The organism is Psychrobacter sp. YP14, assembly GCF_003209315.1.
GTDB lineage: Bacteria > Pseudomonadota > Gammaproteobacteria > Pseudomonadales > Moraxellaceae > Psychrobacter > Psychrobacter raelei.
This window is the reverse complement of sequence record NZ_CP029789.1, coordinates 2,574,130-2,595,133: the sequence shown is the minus strand read 5'-3', so window position 1 is coordinate 2,595,133 and position 21,004 is coordinate 2,574,130. Positions and strand designations below refer to the sequence as shown.

The following is a 21,004-nucleotide window of genomic DNA, read 5'->3' as shown; positions in this document are numbered from 1 at the left end:
TAATGATGCCAAATTCGCCCATATTAACCACTGCTAAAGTACGGCTTGAACCTTTAACTCAAAAGCATGCCACTGATTTGGCACACGCCTGCCAAGACGGAAAACTGTGGGAAACAGTCTATACTTTTGTGCCAGACCCTCAGTCGATACCTACTTATATCGCTACAGCAAATGATACCGAAGACAGAATTGCGTTTGCGGTCATAGATATGGCTACCAATCAAGCAATTGGCTCAACCAGTTTGTATCGAATCAGACCAGACGTTAAGCGGTTAAGCATTGGCTATACTTGGTATGCCAAGTCGTACTGGCGCACCCATGTGAATACAGAGTGTAAGTTGTTGATGTTAACCCATGCTTTTGAAGCGCTAGGCTATCAGACGGTGGGGTGGTGTACCGACATCATCAATACGCAATCTCAAAATGCCATTGAACGACTGGGTGCCAAAAAAGACGGTATCATTCGAGGCGATAGAATACGCCAAGACGGCACGATTACAGATTCGGTGTTTTATAGCATGACTGCCGATGAGTGGCCACAAGCCAAAACACAACTTGAAGAGAAACAAAAACGCTATGAGTGAACATCATAACAATCACGTGCCCCAAGGTATCTATCAGCATTACAAAGGTAATCTGTACCAAGTATTACACACCGCGCGCCATTCAGAAACCGAAGAGGCAGTTGTGGTCTATCGCTGTCTTTATGGCGAATATGGCGTGTGGGTAAGACCCCTAGCTATGTTTACTGAGACTGTGCAGCTCGAAGGGCAGACTGTACCGCGCTTTAAATTGATACAGGCTTTAGCCGATTAATTGTTTATTGCCAATGGCAAAGTCTCATTTAGTAGATGTAGTAGATGTGGCTTTAGGACACTAATCTGCTGATGACTTAATGTCACCTTGTTAATTATCCTGATCTGTTAATTATCCTGATTTCATGGCCCAAGTCTTGTTGTCCCAATTAAATAAGGCAATCAGACTCAGGGGTGCCAGTACGCTAAACCAAATGCCATAAGTGATTGAAATGCCTTGATGTACCATCGTGTAGCTTAAGGCTAGGATAACCAAGCTTGCCAGTACCGCAACCATATTGTGACTCGAATTACGGCACATGAGCGCTCGTAATGTAATTAAGGCCAATAAAAAGCTTGCTAACTGTAGCATAATCATCGCCATGGTATAGGACTGAGAGATGCCTTGAGCGGTTATTTCACTAGTTTCATCAATGATTTCGGTGACCAGCTTTAGGGTGCTGCCCAGACCGGTCAACGCCGCAAAAATAAAGAAATGACCATAACCAAAAAATACAAAGTCATGGCGGCGACGCTCTTCATCCAAGATGTCATCGAAGGGGATGCTAAAATACAGCCACCATACAGCAAATAATAGCGCCACCAAAGCTGAGCCTGAGATTATAATGGCAAAGGCTGAGTAGGCCGGACTGATTAAAAAATGCAAAATAGTCTGACTGACGCCCAATATACCTTCCCCAAGCACAATAATGGTAAGTAACCCATAACGCTCTGCAATGTGACGGGGATGCCAATTATCAAATTGCTCTGAGCGGGCCCAGATGGGCATCAACAGCTCTGCTGTGATGAATAAAAATAAGGCAGGTTTTTTTATTGCAGCGGGCAAAAACAACCAGCTTATCCACATCAGTTGTAGCGTTATGAGACCAAAGATACTGCGGCCAGCTACCTTTTTGTGGCCTGGCACATGGCGATACACTCGCCACCATTGACTACAGCTGGCCAAGCGCATGATGGCGTAGCCTGCAACCCCAATCCAGATCAGCCCTTGCTCGAAGAATTGGTGGATATTGGCGGCAATCAGTAACGAGCCAAACATCTGCATCATGACCGATATCCGATACGGCAAGTCATCAGGGTCGTAGCCGGAACCAAACCAAGTAAAGCTAGACCAGGCATTCCATAGAATAAAAAATGCCACGGTAAAGGTAATAAACCCTGCATACTCATGTGCCAATAAATCTTTATACAGTCCCTGAGCTGCCGCAGAAATGGCAATCACGTACACCAAGTCAAATAAAAGCTCAAGCGGGGTTGAGGCGCGGTTAGGCTCATGGGTATCTCTTGCCGAAATAGGCCAAATATGGGGTAGGCTCATCTATTTTGATACTCCGGTCATCTGTAGAAAAACGATAATCTTGACTTATTGAAACACAAAAAGGCGCCACTGTTGAGTAGCGCCTTTTTTGGGCCTGTGCTTTGGATGAACTAGGTTGGGTCTACCCTAAAGCAGCCTTGACCAAAACGTGATGAAAGCCTGTGGTTATTAAGACTTTTTGTTATCGTCTTTTAGACCCGCTTCGATCTGGATTTTTAGTTTAACGTCTTTCATCATACCGCCGTCAGTGTAAGTGTTAATACCCCACTGAGTTCTGTCGATAGTGGTTTCAAAGTCACCACCACAAGTTTTTGTTTCTAAGATTGGGTTATCGTAGCAGTTAAACTTAGTGGCTGTTAAAGTAACTGGGTGTGTTTGGTCAAGCATGGTTAGCTCGCCTTTGACTGATTTTACTTTATCGCCATCAAATTCCCATTTGGTAGATTTGAAGTAAGCAGTAGGGTATTTTTCTACGTTGAAGAAGTCAGCAGATTTTAAGTGCTTATCAAAAGGCTTAAAGTTGGTGCTTAAGTCGTTCATAGGAATGGTAATACCCACAAAGCCTTGTTTTTTCTCAGGAGAATAATCTACCACACCTGTTAGACCGTAGAAGCCGCCAGCGTTCGTGGTGGTACCAAAATGGTCTACAGAAAAGCGAGCATTGGCATGGGCAGGATCAATTTCATAAAGCGCAGCATTGGCAGCAACGCTTAAAGAACCTAGGCCAACTACAGTGGCAATAGTAAGCGTTTTTTGAATTAGATTCACAGTACATTCTCCTGTTATAAGTTTTATAAGGTGCGATTATAAAGTCATCAAATCCATCGTCAGTTAGATCGATAAGCAGTCGCATGAAAAGCTACACTAAGTGAGACATATCTTATTGAACAGACAGCCCTTGGTTAGGCATCCTAAATCTATAAGGGGTACTTATATATAGCACTCACTAGTTTAACAAATATTTAGTAAATTTGGGATAGCTAAAACCACAAAACCAACAGTTTTGGTTGTAGTTTGGTTATAAGCTGACATTTGGTTAACGACTAGGGGCCACCTTGCGTCCCATTAAGGTATTGGCTACCCAAGCTGGACCGATTAATAAAAATTGTAAATCTTCAAAAAAAGAAGGTTTTTTACCTTCAAGCTTGTGACCGATAAATTGTCCAATCCATGCCACTACAAACACAGCGGCCCAAGCTTTAAAGCCAAGAGGAAGTAAAGCGATAGCGGCCATACTGATCAGCATAAATATGCCCATGGCGATAAATAAAGGGGTTGATAAGCGCAAATAGAACACCGCAACCAGCATGGCCGCCACAATGGTAAACCAAGCGGCCAGCGACATGCCCATGCCTAATATGCTGACAAAAATTGTCGGCACACACAGCCAGTGTATTTTTTTATTAATAGGGTTTTGGTGGCTAACGGCATAATCTGCCAGCCATTGATCTAAGCTACGCTTTTCAGAGCGTTTACGTGATGTCATTCTAATATCCTTATTAGTAATGAGGTAGAGAGTGATAGCGTGCACTTATTGACGGCTTATAGTCATTCATTATTACAATAAGCCACCTTAAAGTAAACTGCTGTCTTGTTGTTTGGTTAAAACAGGATTTTATTAGTCAGACGATATGTTGACTTTTTGGCGCTTAGACCCCATTTAAGAGGGTCATGACTGCTGCAAAGGGCGCTTGGATTTTGGCTAAGATTTCATCGCTTATTTGCCTCTCAATTATATTTAAAGGAAGTTAACGTATGATGCGTATTGGCCTGTTTTTATTGACCAACTTAGCAGTGCTGGTGGTATTTAGTATTGTGTTTGGGATTTTATCTAGTGTTTTTGGACTGGGTTCTGTCCATGGAGCAGGGGGTCTAAACATTGCCAGCCTAGCCGTAATGTGTGCGGTATATGGCATGATCGGTTCTATGATTTCACTGTTTTTATCCAAATGGATGGCAAAACGTTCTACAGGTACCGTGGTGATTGAACAGCCTCGCAATGCCAGTGAGCAATGGCTGGTTGAGACAGTGGCCAAACAAGCCAAAGCGGTAAATATTGATATGCCAGAGGTGGGTATCTTTGATAACGCTCAGCCCAATGCGTTTGCTACGGGCTGGAATAAAAATAAAGCGCTGGTAGCGGTGTCTTCAGGCTTACTGCATACCATGACCCCAGATGAAGTCGAGGCGGTATTGGCACACGAAATTGGTCACGTGGCCAATGGTGATATGGTCACTTTAGCCCTCATTCAAGGGGTGGTTAACGCCTTTGTGATGTTCTTTGCTCGTATTGTCGGCAGCTTTGTAGATAGAGTCGTCTTCAAGAACGAAGATGGCCCAGGTATTGGCTATTTTGTGACCAGTATTGTGATGGATATTTTATTGGGCTTTTTAGCATCAGCGATTGTGATGTGGTTCTCACGTCAGCGTGAGTTCCGTGCCGATGCTATGGGCGCTAAGCTTGCTGGCCGTGACAAGATGATCAGTGCGTTAAATGCGCTGCGTCCGGCCGAAGCACGTCCCGATCAGATGCCTGAAAACATGCAAGCTTTTGCCATCTCATCAGGTCAGACACAAGGCTTTAGTATTGCTAATTTCTTTCGCTCTCATCCCACCCTTGATGACCGTATTGAAGCGTTAAAAAAGTACACGCCAGGCCAGTCTTAAGTCATTAAATCACATAGACCCTATAACGTATCCTCATAAAAAATACCGCGATGAAGATCGCGGTATTTTTTTGTTTACACGATAGCTTTTAGCCCACTTTGTTTTGACTTGCACTACGTTGCCATTCATACAGACCAATAAAGGCATTAATCTGATACACCATGGTTTGGATAGCAAAGATATAGTTACCACTCATTAAATTGACAATGAGCCACACAAAGTTTACGGCAATCCAAATCCACCAGTTAAAAGAATAACGTAAGATCATAGTGGCCTGAGCGGTAATAGACAGCACAAAGGCAAAAACGTTAATCCAATAAAAATCAATGAGGCCTAAAAACTGACTGCCATCATCTTGTACCACAGCGTAGCCCTTTTGGGCTAAAAAGTCATTCACGATAGGGAACATGGCCAGACCAATGGCGATAAAGGCAAGGGTGACTAGCCACACCCATTTGGTCGCAGATTTGGGCACCATATTGCCGTCTGGATCGGTGTTTTTTGACCAATACACCAGACCGTACACATGAGTAAAAAAGTTAAATAAAGGCGCCAGCATTAAGCCCACGGCACCTGAAGTACCTTGTACAACTACCTCACCGGCAGTGGCTGCCATGCCCAAGCCGTTGCCCATAACATTGCGGCGGAACGAGAGGGAGACCACACACACCAGACCGACCAAAGATACCCCCAGATAAAACCAATCTAAGCGGGTATGTTCTGTGGTGAGCCAAAAGCCGGTGCTCAAGGCGATTACCCCGAACACGAACCAAGCAACAATCCATTGCATTGCCCATTTACCGGTCAGATTATCTAGCAGTTCTATACGCATATCAGTCCTAATTATGTGATTGGTGAGATTGAGTTATCGTCATCTGGTAAGATTTTTTGAGTGTACGGGATGTTATGGCGCAATAAACAGGCCTACTTTCCAAAGATATGTTGATCGATATAAGCAATGGCCTGCTCATAGCGTGCAAAATAATCTGGACTATCAATACGATAAGTTTGGATATTATGACGCGCAAAAATATCAGTCAGTCTACTCTCAAAACGATCTCTGGCACTTGGGGTACCCAAAGAGCGCATGCCATCATCTATCCACGGGGTGTTATTGGCCAAAAACAAGGTATGATCGAAGCGAAACTCTTCAATACAGGCAGTGACGAACGGATGGGTACGTCCCTCATATTCCTCACAAAAAGCTTGAGTGGTGACAAAATCGGTATCAACAATGGTGACCGGTGACTGAGCTTGATATAAGGTCTCACGCACCGCTTGAGCGTGGTCTAACGCAATGGGTCCGTAGTCGCTGTATTGTAGCCCCTCTTCAGTACCACCCAAATCTGTGCCCACATACAAACGGCCCATCTCAAGTACTAAGTCTGCGCCATAGTAGTTGGCAATCTTGTGTGACAATGTGGTCTTACCTGAGCTTTCACCGCCAACGATAGCGACAGTGCGGGTATAGTTGCCACGCGCTTCAGGATGAATAATATCCCAGTTGGCAATGGGGTTGTAATGAATGGCGGTACTGTCAAATTCAGGGTGTAGCGGGGTAGTGGCCACTTGGGTGTTTAGCGCAGAAGTCACTGACGGCTTAGACAGTGGATGGCCTTCAGTGACCAACAATACGGTGTCCTCATCCATATTGAATTTATCTTGGATGTAGTCAATCTTGGCATTATAGCCATCGATATTAATCGTAATGTCCTCGATGCTGTCGTGAACTGGGAACGAAAAATCATCACAGGTGTGAATTTTGATAAAAGGTAAGTCGCTACACGCCATCTGTAACCAGCGTGCCTTATCTTGCAAAGTAACCGGGAACTTTTGATTGGGATTGGGGTGGCGAGTAATCACAATGTGAAGCACCTCAACCATAGATGAGGCGTGCAAAATACTGCGAATATGACCTAAATGTAGCGGTTCAAAGTGACCAATCATAAGTCCTGACTTTTGCATATACTGCTCCTTAACAATGTTAGTTGGATAATATTTTTTTATTTAATGTAGCTTAGCTTAATATTTTTTTGATAAAGATCTATGGGTTTTTAGTCACGTTCAAAAAAGCGTCTGTCATTTTTGTATGCGCTAAAAACCCTTAATAACCCTTTTTAAAACATTGCTTTACCTGTCGATAGCTGCTTTTATAATTGGGCTAGGATTGTGCAATACTTTGTGATTATAAAGTTACAAACTTCGCCTAAATTCTCAACAGCAATAGTTAAATCATACGCTATAATTAACTCAGTCAATCAAAGGGTGTAACTTGGGTTTTAATGCTTTTTATTAATCTGTTTGTACCTTGTCTATCATACCTTGAATCCCCATAATATTAAGTAGGATTTATTTTATTTGATATTTTAAGCAGTAGTTTAAGGTTTTAAGCCGTACTTTATAGGCGATGTGCTTAAACACTAATCTTAGATTGACGCTCTTGTCTTGATAGGGAGAATAACTATGGCAAAACTTAACAAGCTTCATCGTTCGCGTAATCATCGAATGATCGCTGGGGTAATGGGCGGTATTGCTGAATATTTTGGTTGGTCACCTAATCTGACCCGTATCTTATTCGTGTTTATTTCTACGGCAAGTGTGGCAGTACCCGGTATCTTAATCTATTTGATTCTTTGGTTAATTATGCCAAAGGCAACCGCAGACTCTTATGTCTCTTAATTGCCTTATTTAAGACAAGCTATTTATTTTATGTTGCGATTAAAAATACCAATAACAATAACGTCGATATAGATAACTATAATTAAAATACTTAAGTGGTCGTATCTAGGCCACGACAGCACCACTTTCCTCCTGCCTAGATGGGTTACCATCTAGGTATTTTTTTGTCTATATTTGCATCAATTGGGCTCTGAATATAGATAAAATAGCGATTTTTTAGTAAGGTGAGCGTACCAAAGGTAACCCCTCAAAAAAAAGAGGCTAAGCTCACATTTTTTTGCTGTCTATTAACCCTTATTTTAATCAAAACATGGCGACATTATGACCTTTCAAGAACTCATTTTAACTTTGCAAACCTATTGGGCCAACAAAGGCTGCGTGGTATTACAGCCTTATGATATGGAAGTTGGGGCGGGCACGTTTCACACAGCGACTTTTTTGCGCTCATTAGGCCCTGAAGTTTGGAACGCCGCGTATGTACAGCCGTCACGCCGTCCGACCGATGGTCGTTATGGTAACAACCCCAACCGTTTGCAGCATTATTATCAATTCCAAGTTGTGATGAAGCCCAACCCACCCAATATTCAAGAGCTGTATTTAGGCTCACTAGAAGCAATCGGTATCGATACCTTAACCCATGATGTGCGCTTTGTAGAAGACAACTGGGAATCGCCAACGCTAGGTGCTTGGGGTCTGGGCTGGGAGGTGTGGTTAAATGGTATGGAGGTGACTCAGTTTACCTACTTCCAACAAGTGGGCGGCCTTGAGTGCTTCCCAGTAACCGGTGAAATCACTTATGGCCTTGAGCGACTGGCCATGTATATCCAAGGCGTAGACAGTGTGTATGACCTTGTTTGGACCGATGGTGAGTTTGGTAAAGTGACTTATGGTGATGTGTTCCATCAAAACGAAGTAGAGCAGTCGACCTATAACTTTGAGCACGCCGATGTGCCTAAGATGTTTGAGCTATTTGATTTTTATGAGCAGCAAGCAGATAAGCTGGTAGAAGCCGACTTGCCGCTGCCTGCCTATGAGATGGTGTTAAAAGCGTCACATACCTTTAACTTGCTTGATGCGCGTGGGGCGATTTCGGTTACTGAGCGTCAACGCTTTATTTTAAGAGTACGTACGCTGGCTCGCAAAGTGGCACAAGGCTATGTACAGGCTCGCGCAAAACTTGGCTTCCCTTTGGCTGCTGAAGAGCACAAGGCTAAAGCGTTAGAGAAGTATTTGCCCAAAGACAACAGCCCAGAGCCTGATCAAGCGGCAAAGTAAGTCCGTATTGTGATTCGCCAGTAACCTTATACCTTGTTAAAAAAATCAGAGACCCTCATGAGTACAATTTTATTTGAATTAGGTAGTGAAGAGCTACCACCAAAAAGCCTAAAGCCATTACGTGATTCGTTAAAAGCTAGTGTTGAGAGCCAACTACAAGAGGCTAATATCAGCTATGACAGCCTAAAGGCCTATGCTGCGCCGCGCCGTCTGGCCATCGAAATTGAAGGCATTAGTGAAAAGCAGCCGGACCGCACTGAACAAAAACGTGGACCTGCAGTAAAAGCCGCCTATGATGCTGAGGGTAAGCCTACCCGTGCTGCAGAAGGCTTCGCTAAAGGCCTAGGTATTGATGCCAGTGAGCTTATCACTATCGAAACGGACAAAGGCGATTACATTGGCTATGAGCTAACCATTCAAGGTCAAGCCACCACTGAGCTGCTGCCCAATATTTTTCAAACCGCTTTAGACAATCTGCCCATTGCCAAACGTATGCGCTCAGGCGCCAGCCGCGAAGAGTTTGTGCGTCCTGTAAAATGGTTGGTGTTGATGCAAGATGATCAAGTGATTGACGCCACTGTGCAAGGTCTTGACGCCGGTAATCAGACATTAGGTCACCGTTATCACTCTCCAAATCCTATCACTATTGCGCATGCTAGCGACTATCTTAGCGTGCTTGAGAGTGCTAAAGTTATTGCCGACTTTGACCGTCGTCAGCAGCTCATCAGTGAGCGCGTTACTGCCTTGGCCGATGAAGTAAATGCCCGTGCCATCGTACCGCAAGACTTGCTCGATGAGGTGACCTCATTGGTAGATTTACCCGTGGCACTTCGCGCCAGCTTTGAGGAGCGCTTCTTACAAGTGCCACAAGAGGCGCTGATTAGCACCATGCAGGCAGACCAAAAGTATTTTTGTTTAACCGACAGTGAAGGCAAGCTGCAACCGTATTTTATCTTTATCAGTAACATCGAATCCAAAGACCCAAGCCAAGTGGTCAGCGGTAACGAAAAAGTAGTACGCCCACGCCTTGCTGATGCTGAGTTTTTCTTCTTACAAGATCAAAAACAGCCACTGATCGAGATGGCTGAGAGCCTAAAAAATCGCGTCTTCCAAGACAAATTAGGCACGATTTGGGAAAAATCTGAGCGTATTGCCAAGCTTGCTGCCTTCATTGCAGCGACTTTTAGACAGCAAAATATTGCCGGCTACGCAGACATCGACGTGGCACAAGCTACACGCGCGGCCATGTTGTCCAAAGCCGACTTAACCAGCACGCTGGTTGGTGAGTTTCCAGAGCTACAAGGGGTGGCGGGTACTTATTATGCACGTCTAAATGGTGAGCCTGAGGCGATTGCGGCGGCCATTGAGGAGCAGTATTTGCCGAAGTTCAGTGGTGACAAACTGCCACAAACCGCTGTGGGTATTTGCTTAGCACTGGCCGATCGCATTGATACATTAGTGGGTATCTTTGGTATTGACCAAGCCCCTACAGGCTCAAAAGATCCATTTAGCTTACGCCGCTCAGCCATTGGGGTACTGCGTATTTTAATCGAAAAACAGCTGCCCATTAATTTGGTCAGCTTAATTGAGCAGGCCATTTTAAATTACCAAGATAAACTGCCTAAAGCGGGCGAGACCTTAGCTCAGGTTATCGACTTTATTAACTCACGCTACCGCGCTATGTATACCGAGCAAGGTGTGAGTGTAGATACCATTCAGGCAGTGCTCGCGATTAACCCACACATGCCGCTTGATTTTGACCAACGTATCCATGCAGTGAATGAGTTCCGCAGCTTGCCACAAGCAGCGACGTTGGCTGAAATTAATAAGCGCGTGGCCAATATCTTAGCCAAATCTGAAGGTCAAGTGGGTGAGGCAGTTGATGAGTCGCTACTGACTGAGGATGCAGAAAAAGCCTTGTATCAGGCGTTAAGTACGGCCAAAACTGAAGTGGCGCCGTTACAAGCAGAAGCTCAGTACACTCAGATCTTACAATCTCTTGCCACATTAGAGGTGCCCTTGACCGGCTTCTTTGATAATGTGATGGTCAACAGCGAAGATGAGGCACTTAAAGTCAATCGTTTGACCTTGCTTAAGCAAGTACGCGAGCTGTTTTTGACGGTGGCCGATGTGGGTGAATTACAGATTTAATGTGTCATCTTGATAAGGGCTAATTTAAGGGCATGACGTTTTTGCGTTATGCTCTTTTTTTAGAGCTTAAACAACGTCAAAGACGGCTGTAATATTGTAAGTAAAAGTTACAAGTTAACATTACTCATTTTTGAAATCTTATCGCATAATAGGGTGGCTTAAACTGCTTTGAAATTCTCTGTTACGTTACTTGGGTATGCGCTGTCATGATTGAAAACTGGACACGAGAGCTGGTCACACAGCGTGTGCTGACTGCTACTTTATTGGTCATTTTGTTTATTCTTTGCTTTAGGGTGGTACAGTTTTTTATTGTACCGGCTTTATGGGCCGCTATTTTGGCCTACGTGACCTTTCCTATTTATAATTTCTTCCATAAAAAAGTCAAACTTAGCCCCAATGTTAGCGCCGGTATTATGACCGTGAGCATCTCGCTTATGCTAGGGGTACCTATTGTGTTAGGTCTTTTTGTGCTACAACAAGAGGCCGTTAACCTATATAGTAACTTGTTGTACCGCATCAAGGTTGGCTATGTTGATGTGCCACAAGAGATCAAAAACCTACCGGTCATTGGTCAGCAGATCAAAGATATTTTGTGGGAGATTAATAAAGACCCTGAAGCCTCTTTGAGTGCTTTTAGAGCTTGGTTGCAGTCGCATTTGTATTATGGCAAGGTGGCGCTCGATGTGGCCTTTAGTACCATGGCCAAATTGGGTATGGCGCTTATGACCATCTTCTTCTTTTACCGAGATGGCATCAGCCTGATCAAACAAATTCGCCAAGCGCTGCGTAATATTATTGGTAACCGTATCGACGATTATCTAGACTCAGTAGGCTCCACCACTCAGGCTGTGGTGTATGGCATTGGTCTGACCGCTTTGGCGCAGGCTTTATTGGCAGGTGTCGGTTATTATTTTGCTGGTGCACCCAGTCCTATCTTGTTGACTTTAATGACGTTTGTGGTGGCATTAGTGCCCTTTGGAACCCCTTTTGCTTGGATGGGTGTGTCCATCTGGCTATTAACCCAAGGCCATACGCCAGAGGCCATAGGCTTGGCATTATGGGGGATGCTGGTAATCAGCTGGGTTGATAATTTAATTCGCCCGATTGTTATCTCTGGTGCCACCAAAATTCCGTTTATTATTATCTTTATTGGGGTGCTCGGTGGCCTGACTGCCTTTGGTTTTGTGGGCTTATTCATTGGTCCTGTGGTATTGGCCATTGCGCTGGCAGTATGGCGTGAATGGATTAATCAGCACCGCAATGTTATCTTTGCGCCCTGTTATGCGCAGCTTGATGAGCATCAGTGGAAGCCGGCCGATAGACCCATGGCGTTAGAGATATCGCCCAATGTGGTGACTTTTAGCAAGTATCCCTTTGCCGATGCACCAAAAGAGGAGCCGGATACCTCAGATGACAAGCAGCCTCATAATGACTAGGCTAAAGGACTGACGGCACAGCTGCCAAGAGCAGAACACAGATCACAGATCACTCATTGACCTAAGAGACAGATAACCACAGTTTTAACCTAATGGTCTGTATCACCCCGCTTTTTACTTAAATAAGGACTGACTTTTTTATGCTCACCATTATTGCCGATAGTAACATTGCTCATCTGCACGATTATTTTAATGAGCAGACTCTAAATCATCCTATTCAGGTGATTAGCATGGCTGGACGTGACATTACCGCTGATGCGCTACAACAGTATCAGCCGGATGTACTGCTTATTCGTTCGGTGACGCAGATTGATGCCAAGCTGCTCGATACCAACCAAAGCGTTAAATTTATTGGCTCAGCCACCATTGGTACCGACCACGTCAATGAAGGCTATGTGAGCCTCAGAGGTATGCGTTTTGCCAATGCCGCAGGCTGTAGCAAGCATTCTGTAGCGCAGTATGTGATGAGCGCTATTTTGCAACTGCGCCCTGAATACTGGGCAAGTAATACCAGTCAGTCGGACAAGCCTGTCAAACTAGGCATTATTGGCTTGGGTAATATTGGCAGTACGCTGGCGCGTTATGCGCTAGATTTGGGCTGGGAAGTACTCGGTTATGACCCGTTTCAATCTGCATCTGTGATTAATAACGCAAGCGTTGAGAAAGTGTTAGCACAGAGTGATGTGATTAGCCTACACGTACCCTTGACCCTGACAGGGCATAGCGAGCTGCCCACCTATCATATGATTGATGCAGACGCTTTGGCTAAAATGCCCAGCACCACAATGCTCATTAATACCTCACGCGGCGCAGTGGTTAGTGAAGCGGACTTATTGGCTGATTTAAATCAAAATCCTGAGCGTCAAGTGGTGCTTGATGTGTTTGAAAATGAGCCGACCGTTTCTGCTGAGCTGCTAGATAAGCTAACCCTTGCTACGCCGCATATTGCCGGCTACACCCTTGAGGGTAAGCTGCGAGGTACGCAAATGATATTTGATGCTTTTGTACGCTCTTATGGTGAGAAGGGTGCGGATATTTTGAGTATTAAAGAGACAGATTTAATGGCTGATTTATTGCCCGCCAATCCTTATCACTGGTCGCAGTTAAAACAGTTGCCTGAAAAACTGCCGCAGTTTTATGACATCAATGCGGATGACAGACAGCTCAGAGACAGTGTGAATGAACAGGCTGGGGCGGTGCTAGGAACTGACTTTGATGCGCTTAGAAAAAACTACACTTTGCGCCGTGAGTGGTTATTCGATTAAGCATCCACTTTATAGACAAAATACCAAATAATACAAGAGCAAGAGAGTTATGATGAGTGATGAGCGTTTAACGTCACCTGTGCTATTTGCGCCAAGTATGAGCCTAGAGATGGCTTTTAAACGTGCCCAGCTAATGGCCACTTTGCGTCATTTTTTCGCGGAGCGTCAGGTGTTAGAGGTGCAGACACCGTTGATGTCGCAGGCGGGCAATACGGATGTGTTTGTGCCGTCTATTTCGACCAATATCACTGTTGCCGATAAACCAAAAACTTATTATTTACATACATCACCTGAGTTTGCGATGAAGCGTATGCTGGCGACGTGGAAAGTGGCTATGTATCAGATCTGCTCTGTGTTTCGCGACAACGAGGTGGGTCGTCGCCACAACAGTGAATTTACCATGCTTGAGTGGTATCGGCCGGGTTTTAACTTAGAGGCGTTGGCCGCTGAGCTGTCTGACTTACTGGCTGTGGTATATGGGCAGCCACAACCTTTAGCCCACTATAGCTATAGCCAAGCATTTATTGATTATGTGGGTATTCATCCCTTGAGTGCTAACCTTGAGTTGATTATCAATGCTGCCAATGAGCAGGGGCTGGGTGGGCTTGACTTAGGTGAAGACCGCCAAGGCTGGCTTGATGTATTATTTAGCCATCTTGTAGAGCCTAATTTGGGCCATGATATGCCAACGATTATTACCGACTATCCGCCTGCTACTGCGGCTTTAGCTAAGCTGGAGATAGATGAGCAGGGTAATGAGGTGGCCAAGCGCTTTGAGCTGTATATCAAGGGTATAGAGATTGCCAATGCTTATGATGAGTTGGCAGATGGGGCTGCGCTGCAAGCTCGGTTTGAAGCGGACAATGCAGAACGGATCCGCCGCGGATTACCGGTGATGCCCATTGATGAGCGTCTGGTAGCCGCGTGCGATGAGCTGCCAGCCTGTAGCGGCATTGCGCTGGGCGTCGATCGTCTGTTAATGGTGGTAACGGGCGCTGCAAGTATCGATGAGGTTATTGGGTTTGGTATTGGGCAGGCGTAGGGAATTTAGTCATAAGCGCACACGGCCACTTGCATCAATGACTCAAATAGTCATAAAAGACGCACCGTTAATTTAGGCAGAAATACGAAGCTTAACGCACCAACTTATTAAGCCCATCAGCAAATTGCTTTTTATCTTTATCCGAATACGGTTTTTGACCGCCCATTTGGGTTAAATCCAGCATGCCCGTTGAGCGCATGGTATCCATAAAATCACGGGCATTTAGCTTCTGCTTAATGTTGTTTTTGTCATAAATAATGCCATGTGGGGTTAGTACCTGACCACCATTATTTAGCACATCATTGGCCAAAGGGATATCGCTGGTGATCACCAAATCACCAGGTGACACATGATCGGCAATATAGTCATCTGCCACATCAAAGCCTGACCCCACCACCTTCATGCTAATAAGCGGAGACTTGCGCACTTTAATCGGCTGATTGGCGACAAATATTGCCGGAGTATTGGTGCGAATAACCGTCTTGGTAATCAGATCTTTCACCACCAAGGGGCAAGCATCGGCGTCAATCCAGATGGTCATGCCCGCTTGTGGTTTGGCCAGATTGGCAGCTTGAGTATCTAAGCTCAAGACTCGAGCCCCATCTTATTAGGCAAGGCACGTACCAAAGCAGCCAAGGCCTGCTCAAGGGCAGCCACGTCATTTGGCATCAAGGTTATGTGGGCAATCTTGCGATCGTCACGCTCCTCTTTGTGATAGGTGTGATAATGAGCGCCATCGATTTTTAGTACCTCCTCAATATTGGGATATTGGCCCAAGACATTAATCATCATTGACGGATAAACATTATCGGTATCACCCAGTGGTAGACCGACCACAGCACGAATGTGGTTCTCGAATTGACTGGTGACCGCCCCCTCAATGCTCCAATGTCCTGAGTTGTGTACCCGAGGCGCGATCTCATTGGCCAAAATGGTATCTTTACCCGCAGCATCTTTGCTGACGAACAGCTCAAGTGCCATAGTACCGACATAATCTAAGTGGCTCATTAAGGTTTCAATGGCAGACTTAGCAGCAGGCAATAAGTGGCTGGTCCCCACGGCAGGTGCTTGCGACTTGGCCAATATACCATTGTGGTGGTGGTTTTCTACCAAGTCATAGGTGCGCATGCTGCCATCTTGAGCACGGGTGGCGATGATAGAAACTTCGCGGCTAAAGTTGATAAAGCCTTCTGCGATAAGAGGGGCTGGAGTGGGGGTCAAGTTGCCTTTGCCGGTCACAGCCTCCCCCAAAGCCTGCCAGGCCTCATTGATATCTGCTTCTGTTTTTAGTACAAATTGACCCTTACCATCATAACCGCCGCGGCTGGTCTTTAATACCAACGGTAGCCCCAGCTCTTGGGCAGCCGCTTGCAACTCTTGCTCTGAGCTGACGCTCTTAAATGGCACGGTCTGGATACCCAGCTCATTAAATAAGGATTTTTCGCTTAAGCGGTCCTGCGCCACCTCTAAGGCTTGTGGTGGTGGATACATCCCTTGCTTGGTGCCCTCATCTGATAGCTGCTTGAGCCAAGCCACCGTTTTGGCAGGCGTGTTTTCAAACTCTAAGGTAAACACATCGGCTGCAGCAACGAAGTCGTCTAATTGCTCACTGGTAAAGACTTGGCCGTACAGTGAGGCGGGGCAATGGGGCGCGTCTTCTAAAAATACGCAGCGGTAGCCCAAAGGTAGTGCGGCTTCTGCCAGCATCATACCGAGTTGACCGCCACCTAGAATACCGATGGTGCGGATGGTTTGGTTGGCAGGATAAGCGTTGGCTGTGGTCATGTTTGGCTCTTAAATTAGTGAAAAGTAGGAGAAGTCAAAACCGTAAAAATAACAATAAATAATAAGATGATTTGGACAACAAGGGTATCGCACAAAAATAAAAAACAAAAAGGTGCTCACAGCACCCCTTTGTTCACCATCTGGTTCGTCTATTACTACTCAAGTATAGCAAACTTAGCTGTTTATGATGCCAGGGGTCGGGCTCGCCAATACCGTTTCAGTCTGATTTTGACGAAACTCAACCAGCTGTTTGGCCAGTGCGTCATCTTGTAAAGCCAGAATCTGAATCGCCAGTAAACCTGCGTTATAAGCACCTGCTGTGCCAATGGCTAAGGTGCCTACAGCAATACCTTTTGGCATCTGTACAATTGATAACAAGCTGTCCCAGCCGCTTAGGGTTGAGGATTTCACTGGTACGCCAAGTACCGGCAGCTCAGTTTGGCTGGCACACATACCGGGCAGATGCGCGGCGCCGCCTGCGCCGGCGATGATCACCTGTAGACCTTTGTCTTTAGCAGATTTAGCATAATCAAATAGCTTGTCTGGAGTGCGATGGGCTGAGACAACCTCACATTCAAAAGGCACACCGAAGTCGGCCAATAATTGAACACCCAAACTCATGGTGGCCCAATCAGATTGCGAGCCCATAATAATGCCCACTTTTGGGGTGCCTGCAGGAGATTGAATCGGTCCAAGAGGAGCGTCAGCTTGCGGGTGGTTGGTGGCATTTGCCATGGTTTGAGTTTCCTTGCAAAAAACATTCATCATACAAAATTTTTGCGCTAATAAAAAGCACCTTTTTCAAAACCCAATTAACGCTTATTTAAAGCCATCTGTATGCACTCTATTCAGGGGTTATGGCAGATGGCTTATATTGTATAAAGTTATCAGAACAAAGGGGCAGAGGCTGCTGAGTATCGAAGCGATAGGCCGTCATATGGCCTTGTCCTGCGACCGAATAATCGGTACACACCACTTGAGAACTTAGCGGCTCAGGCTCACCATTTAGCCAGTAATGACCGACAAATATGGGCTTGTCTGTCAGCAGCTCAAAGCTCAAATCTTCTACTCGGGCCTGCTGCGGAATTTGTGCCAAATCTGAGCGTGCGGCTCGGGCGATATCAACGATGCGCTCTCCTTGTAGCGGCTGCTGCCACCATTTGACTCGCATACGGTGACGCACTGCGCCATCTTTATCAGTAAAACTTGTCCCCTCTGGTAAAGCAACCTCTACGCCTTTGAGCACTCGCTCTAGAGCGTCATACTCTGGTGAGTGCTTCTGACTGCTGCGCTGCAAGGCCTCAAATGTTAAGCGATTATCCTCAGTTAAATAGGGCTTTAACACCGCCATACTATCGACATCCCAGCAGGCGTGTACGAAACAAGCATGTTCAGTCTCTATCCACAGCGGTAACTCATAAAAGCGAGTTAACCAATAATTGTGCGTTTCAGAGCCAAACGGTATCTCATCTAAAAAAGCTTGGTGTTGATGAGTATGCGTTTGATTGTGCGAGCGCAAATACTTAAGTTTGCCCTGAGTAGGCTCGGCCATGTCATCGACAGTGGCATAAGCAAGCGCATTGTATTCATGATTACCCATCAAAGCATCAGCAACGCCGGCATCAAGCATAGCAAACACGAGTTGTAAGGTTTCAATCTCATGGGGGCCACGGTCGATCAAATCACCAATAAATATCGCTCTGTGGTTTGGTGGCGGCTGATAGTACGAGATATTCAAAGTTTCATGCTGGGTCATCTTATAACCAAGCTTATCAAGCAATCCTTTGAGCTTATCGGCATGACCGTGAATGTCTCCAATAACATCATAAATCATAGGCAGACTCCAACTGGTTAAAAGTAAAGGGGGAGAGGTGGCGGGTAGTTCATTTGCCAAAATTGTACTTATTATTGTGGCTGTGTTAGCTAACTTCTGGCTTGATAATAGCATTGAACCGGGTAGGCTCGTCAAAAACAGCCCAGTCAAAAACAAAAAAACACCTCAAATGAAGGTGTTTTTTTATTAAGCTTATGATCCCATCAAGGGTAAGTATCTAACTCATTAATCAATCATTGTTAATTGAGCTATTAAGTTCTACGTGAAATAAAGCCAATGATGAATAAGATAACCGCTACGACTAAGAAGATATAAGCGAAGTTCTGGCTTAAGCCTGCCACACCGCCAAAACCTAATAAACTTGCCAATAAAGCGATTACCGCAAATATGATAGCCCATCTAAACATAAGACACTCCTTGTAAATTGTAATTGTATATATAACTTGTTAGAGTTAAATTTAAGTTTTTTGATTTGCTGCATTTTTTCGATGCTTTTAATTAACTCTAAAGCATGATTTATAATAGCTTAGAAAAAAAACCATAGCGTAAGTTATTGTTATACATTGAGTGTGCTATTGTTATGTTGTAGCAAAGAAATATATACCTGCGCTTATTTACAGTATTGAGCTACCTCCACATAAACCAACACAACACACTGAAACTAAGAGGGCATTATGGATGAGTCAAAGTGGTTTTCGATAGACTTAACACAAGTGCTAGGTATTGCGCTGTCTGCGGTGGGGATTTATTTTGGTCTGATGCTGTTTACGCGGCTTATGGGGCTGCGCAGCTTTGCTAAGATATCTAGCCATGACTTTGCGATGACCGTGGGCGTAGGTAGTATTTTGGCGTCCACCGTTTTGTCGAAGTCACCCTCTTTAATGCAAGGCTTAGTCGCGATGGCAATGCTGTTTGTTTTGCAAGCCTTGGTCTCTATGCTGCGCCGTAATGTTAAACCACTAAAAGATTTGATTGATAATGAGCCATTGGTACTGATGGCCCACGGGGAATACCACTGGGATAATATTAAAAGTGCCAATTTGGCCAAAAGCGATATTCAAGAAGTGCTGCGCAAAAATGGACTAAAATCTAAGTCAGAAGTATTTGCGGTGGTGATGGAAACCACCGGTGATATGAGCGTGATCAAACAAAATGATGTCGCCCCAGATCCAGACTTATTCGATGATATCAGAGACTGTGAGGTGCTTTTTACACCCTCGGGGTCTCATAACTAAGGTATTAGTGATAATAGGTAGTTCAGTCACTGACAATGCCCTAATAATCCTTAAATATTATCCAAATCTCTACATATTATCCAAATAACAACCGGCATGTTTACGCGACTTGTTATGGTTACTTTTTTTAATGGCCCTTTAAAAACGATCTTTACTCATGAACTACTCTTTAAAGTCTCGCCTGAGCGCCCCTCTATTTGAGCCCTATGCTCGCTATTTGCATGCTGATTTATTGCACTCCATTAGATTGGGTGTGGCGGTGGTTTCCTCATTAATATTCAGTAAGGTCACACAACTCCCACATTCAGAGTGGGCCACCATCACTGTGTTCGTCATCTTAGGGTTACTGCAATATCAAGGTGCGATTTATACCAAAGCCAAAGAACGTATCCTCGGTACGTTGTTAGGTATTGTTGTGGGTTTAGGCCTGCTGTGGATTAATCACCACGTACAAGGGTATCTTGGCATCGCTTGGCTGTATTATGTGTTGGTCGGGCTCATTAGTGGGATCATCGGTTATTACTCTATCAAGCAGCTAGGCTACATTGGCCTTTTAACGGGGATCACCATGTGTATGGTTATCTCAAGCCATAACAGCATTGGTCCTGATGGGATTGCTCGAGCGTTTAACGTATTAATTGGTACCCTATTTGCGGTGGTGGCCACGTTAATTTTGCCGTTAAAGTCGACGTTAATGTGGCGCTTTTTATTGGCCAATAATCTAGAAGCCTGCGCGAATATGTATGATGGGGTAGAGGCCTATATCTCAGATCCAAGCTTAGATCAGCGTTTTGCAGAAGCGGATATCGAAGAAGATAAGATGGCCGATAAGGAGCTGAATAAACATCATCCCAGCTCTGCTGAAGTGGCCAATATAGATACCCAACATGTGCAGTTAGACTTGGGAGCCACGACAGTGACAGCTATTGATGGTGTTACCAATACTGCCTCGACCACTTACGTTAATAAAGACATGGTAGAGCAGTTTAAAGAGATTAATAAGCGGCTATTGCGAGTCAGAGCCCATATTGCGGCAACGGCCAAGGAGTCTGGCATAGACATCCAAGATTTGGATATGATTCAGCGTACCCATCGCAATATTATTGGTACCATTGACCTGCTATTGAGTGCCGCGCCTAAGCTTGCTCACAGTCCTATTGATGAGGAAAATCGGATTTTAGTTGATCATTATCACCGAGAATTAACCCAAGCTATGCGTCATATAGCCGCGGTATTAAGAAGCCCCAGTGATGAGGTGTTTCGGCCCATTACCCGCATTCAGGTTTCAGATTATCCGAGTGTGCAGACCCTACCTTTTGAATGGCAGGGCTATTTTTGGTTAACCCAAACCTTGCAAGGTCAATTGCAAAGCTTGAGTGATTTACTACAACATACTCAAGCCCAGTGGTATAAAGGATCGGGCCTACGCTATCAGCGCCAAGAGCAGCGCCGTATACATGCCCATGGGGGTGAGAGTGATTTGGATGTGTAAGGGGCAGTTG

Annotated in this window: 21 protein-coding genes; 11 read left to right on the top strand and 10 right to left on the bottom strand. The window is 45.0% G+C overall.

Annotated features, from left to right (window positions below; genetic code table 11):
- Positions 1–2 precede the first annotated feature (2 nt).
- Positions 3–584, top strand: coding sequence for a GNAT family N-acetyltransferase (locus DLE54_RS10660; RefSeq protein ID WP_227535260.1), 582 nt, complete (start codon positions 3–5; stop codon positions 582–584).
- Complete coding sequence (locus tag DLE54_RS10655) at positions 577–816, top strand: DUF1653 domain-containing protein (protein WP_110817126.1); 240 nt, start codon at positions 577–579, stop codon at positions 814–816. Before DLE54_RS10660 ends, DLE54_RS10655 begins: the two co-directional genes overlap by 8 nt.
- Before the next feature lie 111 nt (positions 817–927).
- Here the strand turns inward: DLE54_RS10655 and DLE54_RS10650 are convergent, their stop codons facing one another.
- The 3 genes from DLE54_RS10650 to DLE54_RS10640 all read right to left on the bottom strand — a co-directional run bounded on the left by DLE54_RS10650 (position 928) and on the right by DLE54_RS10640 (position 3,619).
- Entirely contained in the window at positions 928–2,133 is a 1,206-nt protein-coding gene (locus tag DLE54_RS10650; RefSeq protein WP_011961430.1) for a low temperature requirement protein A, read from the bottom strand.
- A gap of 168 nt (positions 2,134–2,301) precedes the next feature.
- The gene (locus tag DLE54_RS10645) at positions 2,302–2,901 is read right to left on the bottom strand and encodes a YceI family protein (protein ID WP_110817125.1); all 600 of its coding nucleotides are present in this window, start codon (positions 2,899–2,901) and stop codon (positions 2,302–2,304) included.
- 268 nt (positions 2,902–3,169) lie between these two features.
- The gene (locus DLE54_RS10640) at positions 3,170–3,619 is read right to left on the bottom strand and encodes a DUF962 domain-containing protein (RefSeq protein WP_011961428.1); all 450 of its coding nucleotides are present in this window, start codon (positions 3,617–3,619) and stop codon (positions 3,170–3,172) included.
- Positions 3,620–3,888: 269 nt separating this feature from the next.
- On the opposite strand from DLE54_RS10640, the gene htpX reads away from it, so the two are divergent.
- Positions 3,889–4,800 carry a protease HtpX gene (gene htpX, locus DLE54_RS10635; protein WP_011961427.1) on the top strand — a complete coding sequence of 304 codons (912 nt, stop codon included), beginning with the start codon at positions 3,889–3,891 and terminating at the stop codon, positions 4,798–4,800.
- An 88-nt stretch (positions 4,801–4,888) separates the two neighbouring features.
- Here the strand turns inward: htpX and pnuC are convergent, their stop codons facing one another.
- Complete coding sequence (pnuC, locus tag DLE54_RS10630) at positions 4,889–5,632, bottom strand: nicotinamide riboside transporter PnuC (RefSeq protein WP_110817124.1); 744 nt, start codon at positions 5,630–5,632, stop codon at positions 4,889–4,891.
- A gap of 92 nt (positions 5,633–5,724) precedes the next feature.
- On the bottom strand, positions 5,725–6,783 hold the full coding sequence (gene nadR / locus DLE54_RS10625; protein WP_227535683.1) for a multifunctional transcriptional regulator/nicotinamide-nucleotide adenylyltransferase/ribosylnicotinamide kinase NadR: 1,059 nt from the start codon (positions 6,781–6,783) through the stop codon (positions 5,725–5,727).
- Between the two features lie 480 nt (positions 6,784–7,263).
- Between nadR and DLE54_RS10620 the strand changes: the two genes are divergently transcribed.
- The 6 genes from DLE54_RS10620 to epmA all read left to right on the top strand — a co-directional run bounded on the left by DLE54_RS10620 (position 7,264) and on the right by epmA (position 14,648).
- Positions 7,264–7,479: a PspC domain-containing protein gene (locus DLE54_RS10620; protein WP_011961424.1), complete on the top strand. Its 216-nt coding sequence runs from the start codon at positions 7,264–7,266 to the stop codon at positions 7,477–7,479.
- Positions 7,480–7,800: 321 nt separating this feature from the next.
- On the top strand, positions 7,801–8,754 hold the full coding sequence (gene glyQ, locus DLE54_RS10615; RefSeq protein WP_011961423.1) for a glycine--tRNA ligase subunit alpha: 954 nt from the start codon (positions 7,801–7,803) through the stop codon (positions 8,752–8,754).
- A gap of 57 nt (positions 8,755–8,811) precedes the next feature.
- Positions 8,812–10,905: a glycine--tRNA ligase subunit beta gene (glyS, locus tag DLE54_RS10610; protein WP_110817123.1), complete on the top strand. Its 2,094-nt coding sequence runs from the start codon at positions 8,812–8,814 to the stop codon at positions 10,903–10,905.
- Between the two features lie 206 nt (positions 10,906–11,111).
- Positions 11,112–12,341 carry an AI-2E family transporter gene (locus DLE54_RS10605; RefSeq protein WP_110817122.1) on the top strand — a complete coding sequence of 410 codons (1,230 nt, stop codon included), beginning with the start codon at positions 11,112–11,114 and terminating at the stop codon, positions 12,339–12,341.
- 140 nt (positions 12,342–12,481) lie between these two features.
- Positions 12,482–13,606, top strand: a complete 1,125-nt coding sequence (locus DLE54_RS10600) for a 4-phosphoerythronate dehydrogenase (RefSeq protein ID WP_110817121.1) — start codon at positions 12,482–12,484, stop codon at positions 13,604–13,606.
- A 49-nt stretch (positions 13,607–13,655) separates the two neighbouring features.
- Entirely contained in the window at positions 13,656–14,648 is a 993-nt protein-coding gene (gene epmA / locus DLE54_RS10595) for an EF-P lysine aminoacylase EpmA (RefSeq protein ID WP_110817120.1), read from the top strand.
- Between the two features lie 91 nt (positions 14,649–14,739).
- Here epmA and DLE54_RS10590 read toward each other — a convergent pair whose 3' ends face one another.
- The 5 genes from DLE54_RS10590 to DLE54_RS10570 all read right to left on the bottom strand — a co-directional run bounded on the left by DLE54_RS10590 (position 14,740) and on the right by DLE54_RS10570 (position 18,674).
- Complete coding sequence (locus tag DLE54_RS10590) at positions 14,740–15,189, bottom strand: YaiI/YqxD family protein (RefSeq protein ID WP_041773844.1); 450 nt, start codon at positions 15,187–15,189, stop codon at positions 14,740–14,742.
- Positions 15,190–15,233: 44 nt separating this feature from the next.
- Positions 15,234–16,433, bottom strand: a complete 1,200-nt coding sequence (locus DLE54_RS10585) for a 5-(carboxyamino)imidazole ribonucleotide synthase (protein WP_110817119.1) — start codon at positions 16,431–16,433, stop codon at positions 15,234–15,236.
- 174 nt (positions 16,434–16,607) lie between these two features.
- Positions 16,608–17,168 carry a 5-(carboxyamino)imidazole ribonucleotide mutase gene (gene purE, locus DLE54_RS10580; RefSeq protein ID WP_011961416.1) on the bottom strand — a complete coding sequence of 187 codons (561 nt, stop codon included), beginning with the start codon at positions 17,166–17,168 and terminating at the stop codon, positions 16,608–16,610.
- Positions 17,169–17,277: 109 nt separating this feature from the next.
- Complete coding sequence (locus DLE54_RS10575) at positions 17,278–18,267, bottom strand: metallophosphoesterase (protein ID WP_110817118.1); 990 nt, start codon at positions 18,265–18,267, stop codon at positions 17,278–17,280.
- Between the two features lie 251 nt (positions 18,268–18,518).
- A complete protein-coding gene (locus DLE54_RS10570) occupies positions 18,519–18,674 on the bottom strand; it encodes a DUF1328 domain-containing protein (protein WP_011961414.1) in 156 nt (51 codons plus the stop codon).
- 267 nt (positions 18,675–18,941) lie between these two features.
- On the opposite strand from DLE54_RS10570, the gene DLE54_RS10565 reads away from it, so the two are divergent.
- A complete protein-coding gene (locus DLE54_RS10565) occupies positions 18,942–19,502 on the top strand; it encodes a DUF421 domain-containing protein (protein ID WP_110817117.1) in 561 nt (186 codons plus the stop codon).
- A 157-nt stretch (positions 19,503–19,659) separates the two neighbouring features.
- Entirely contained in the window at positions 19,660–20,994 is a 1,335-nt protein-coding gene (locus tag DLE54_RS10560) for an FUSC family protein (RefSeq protein ID WP_110817116.1), read from the top strand.
- The last annotated feature ends 10 nt before the right edge of the window (positions 20,995–21,004 follow it).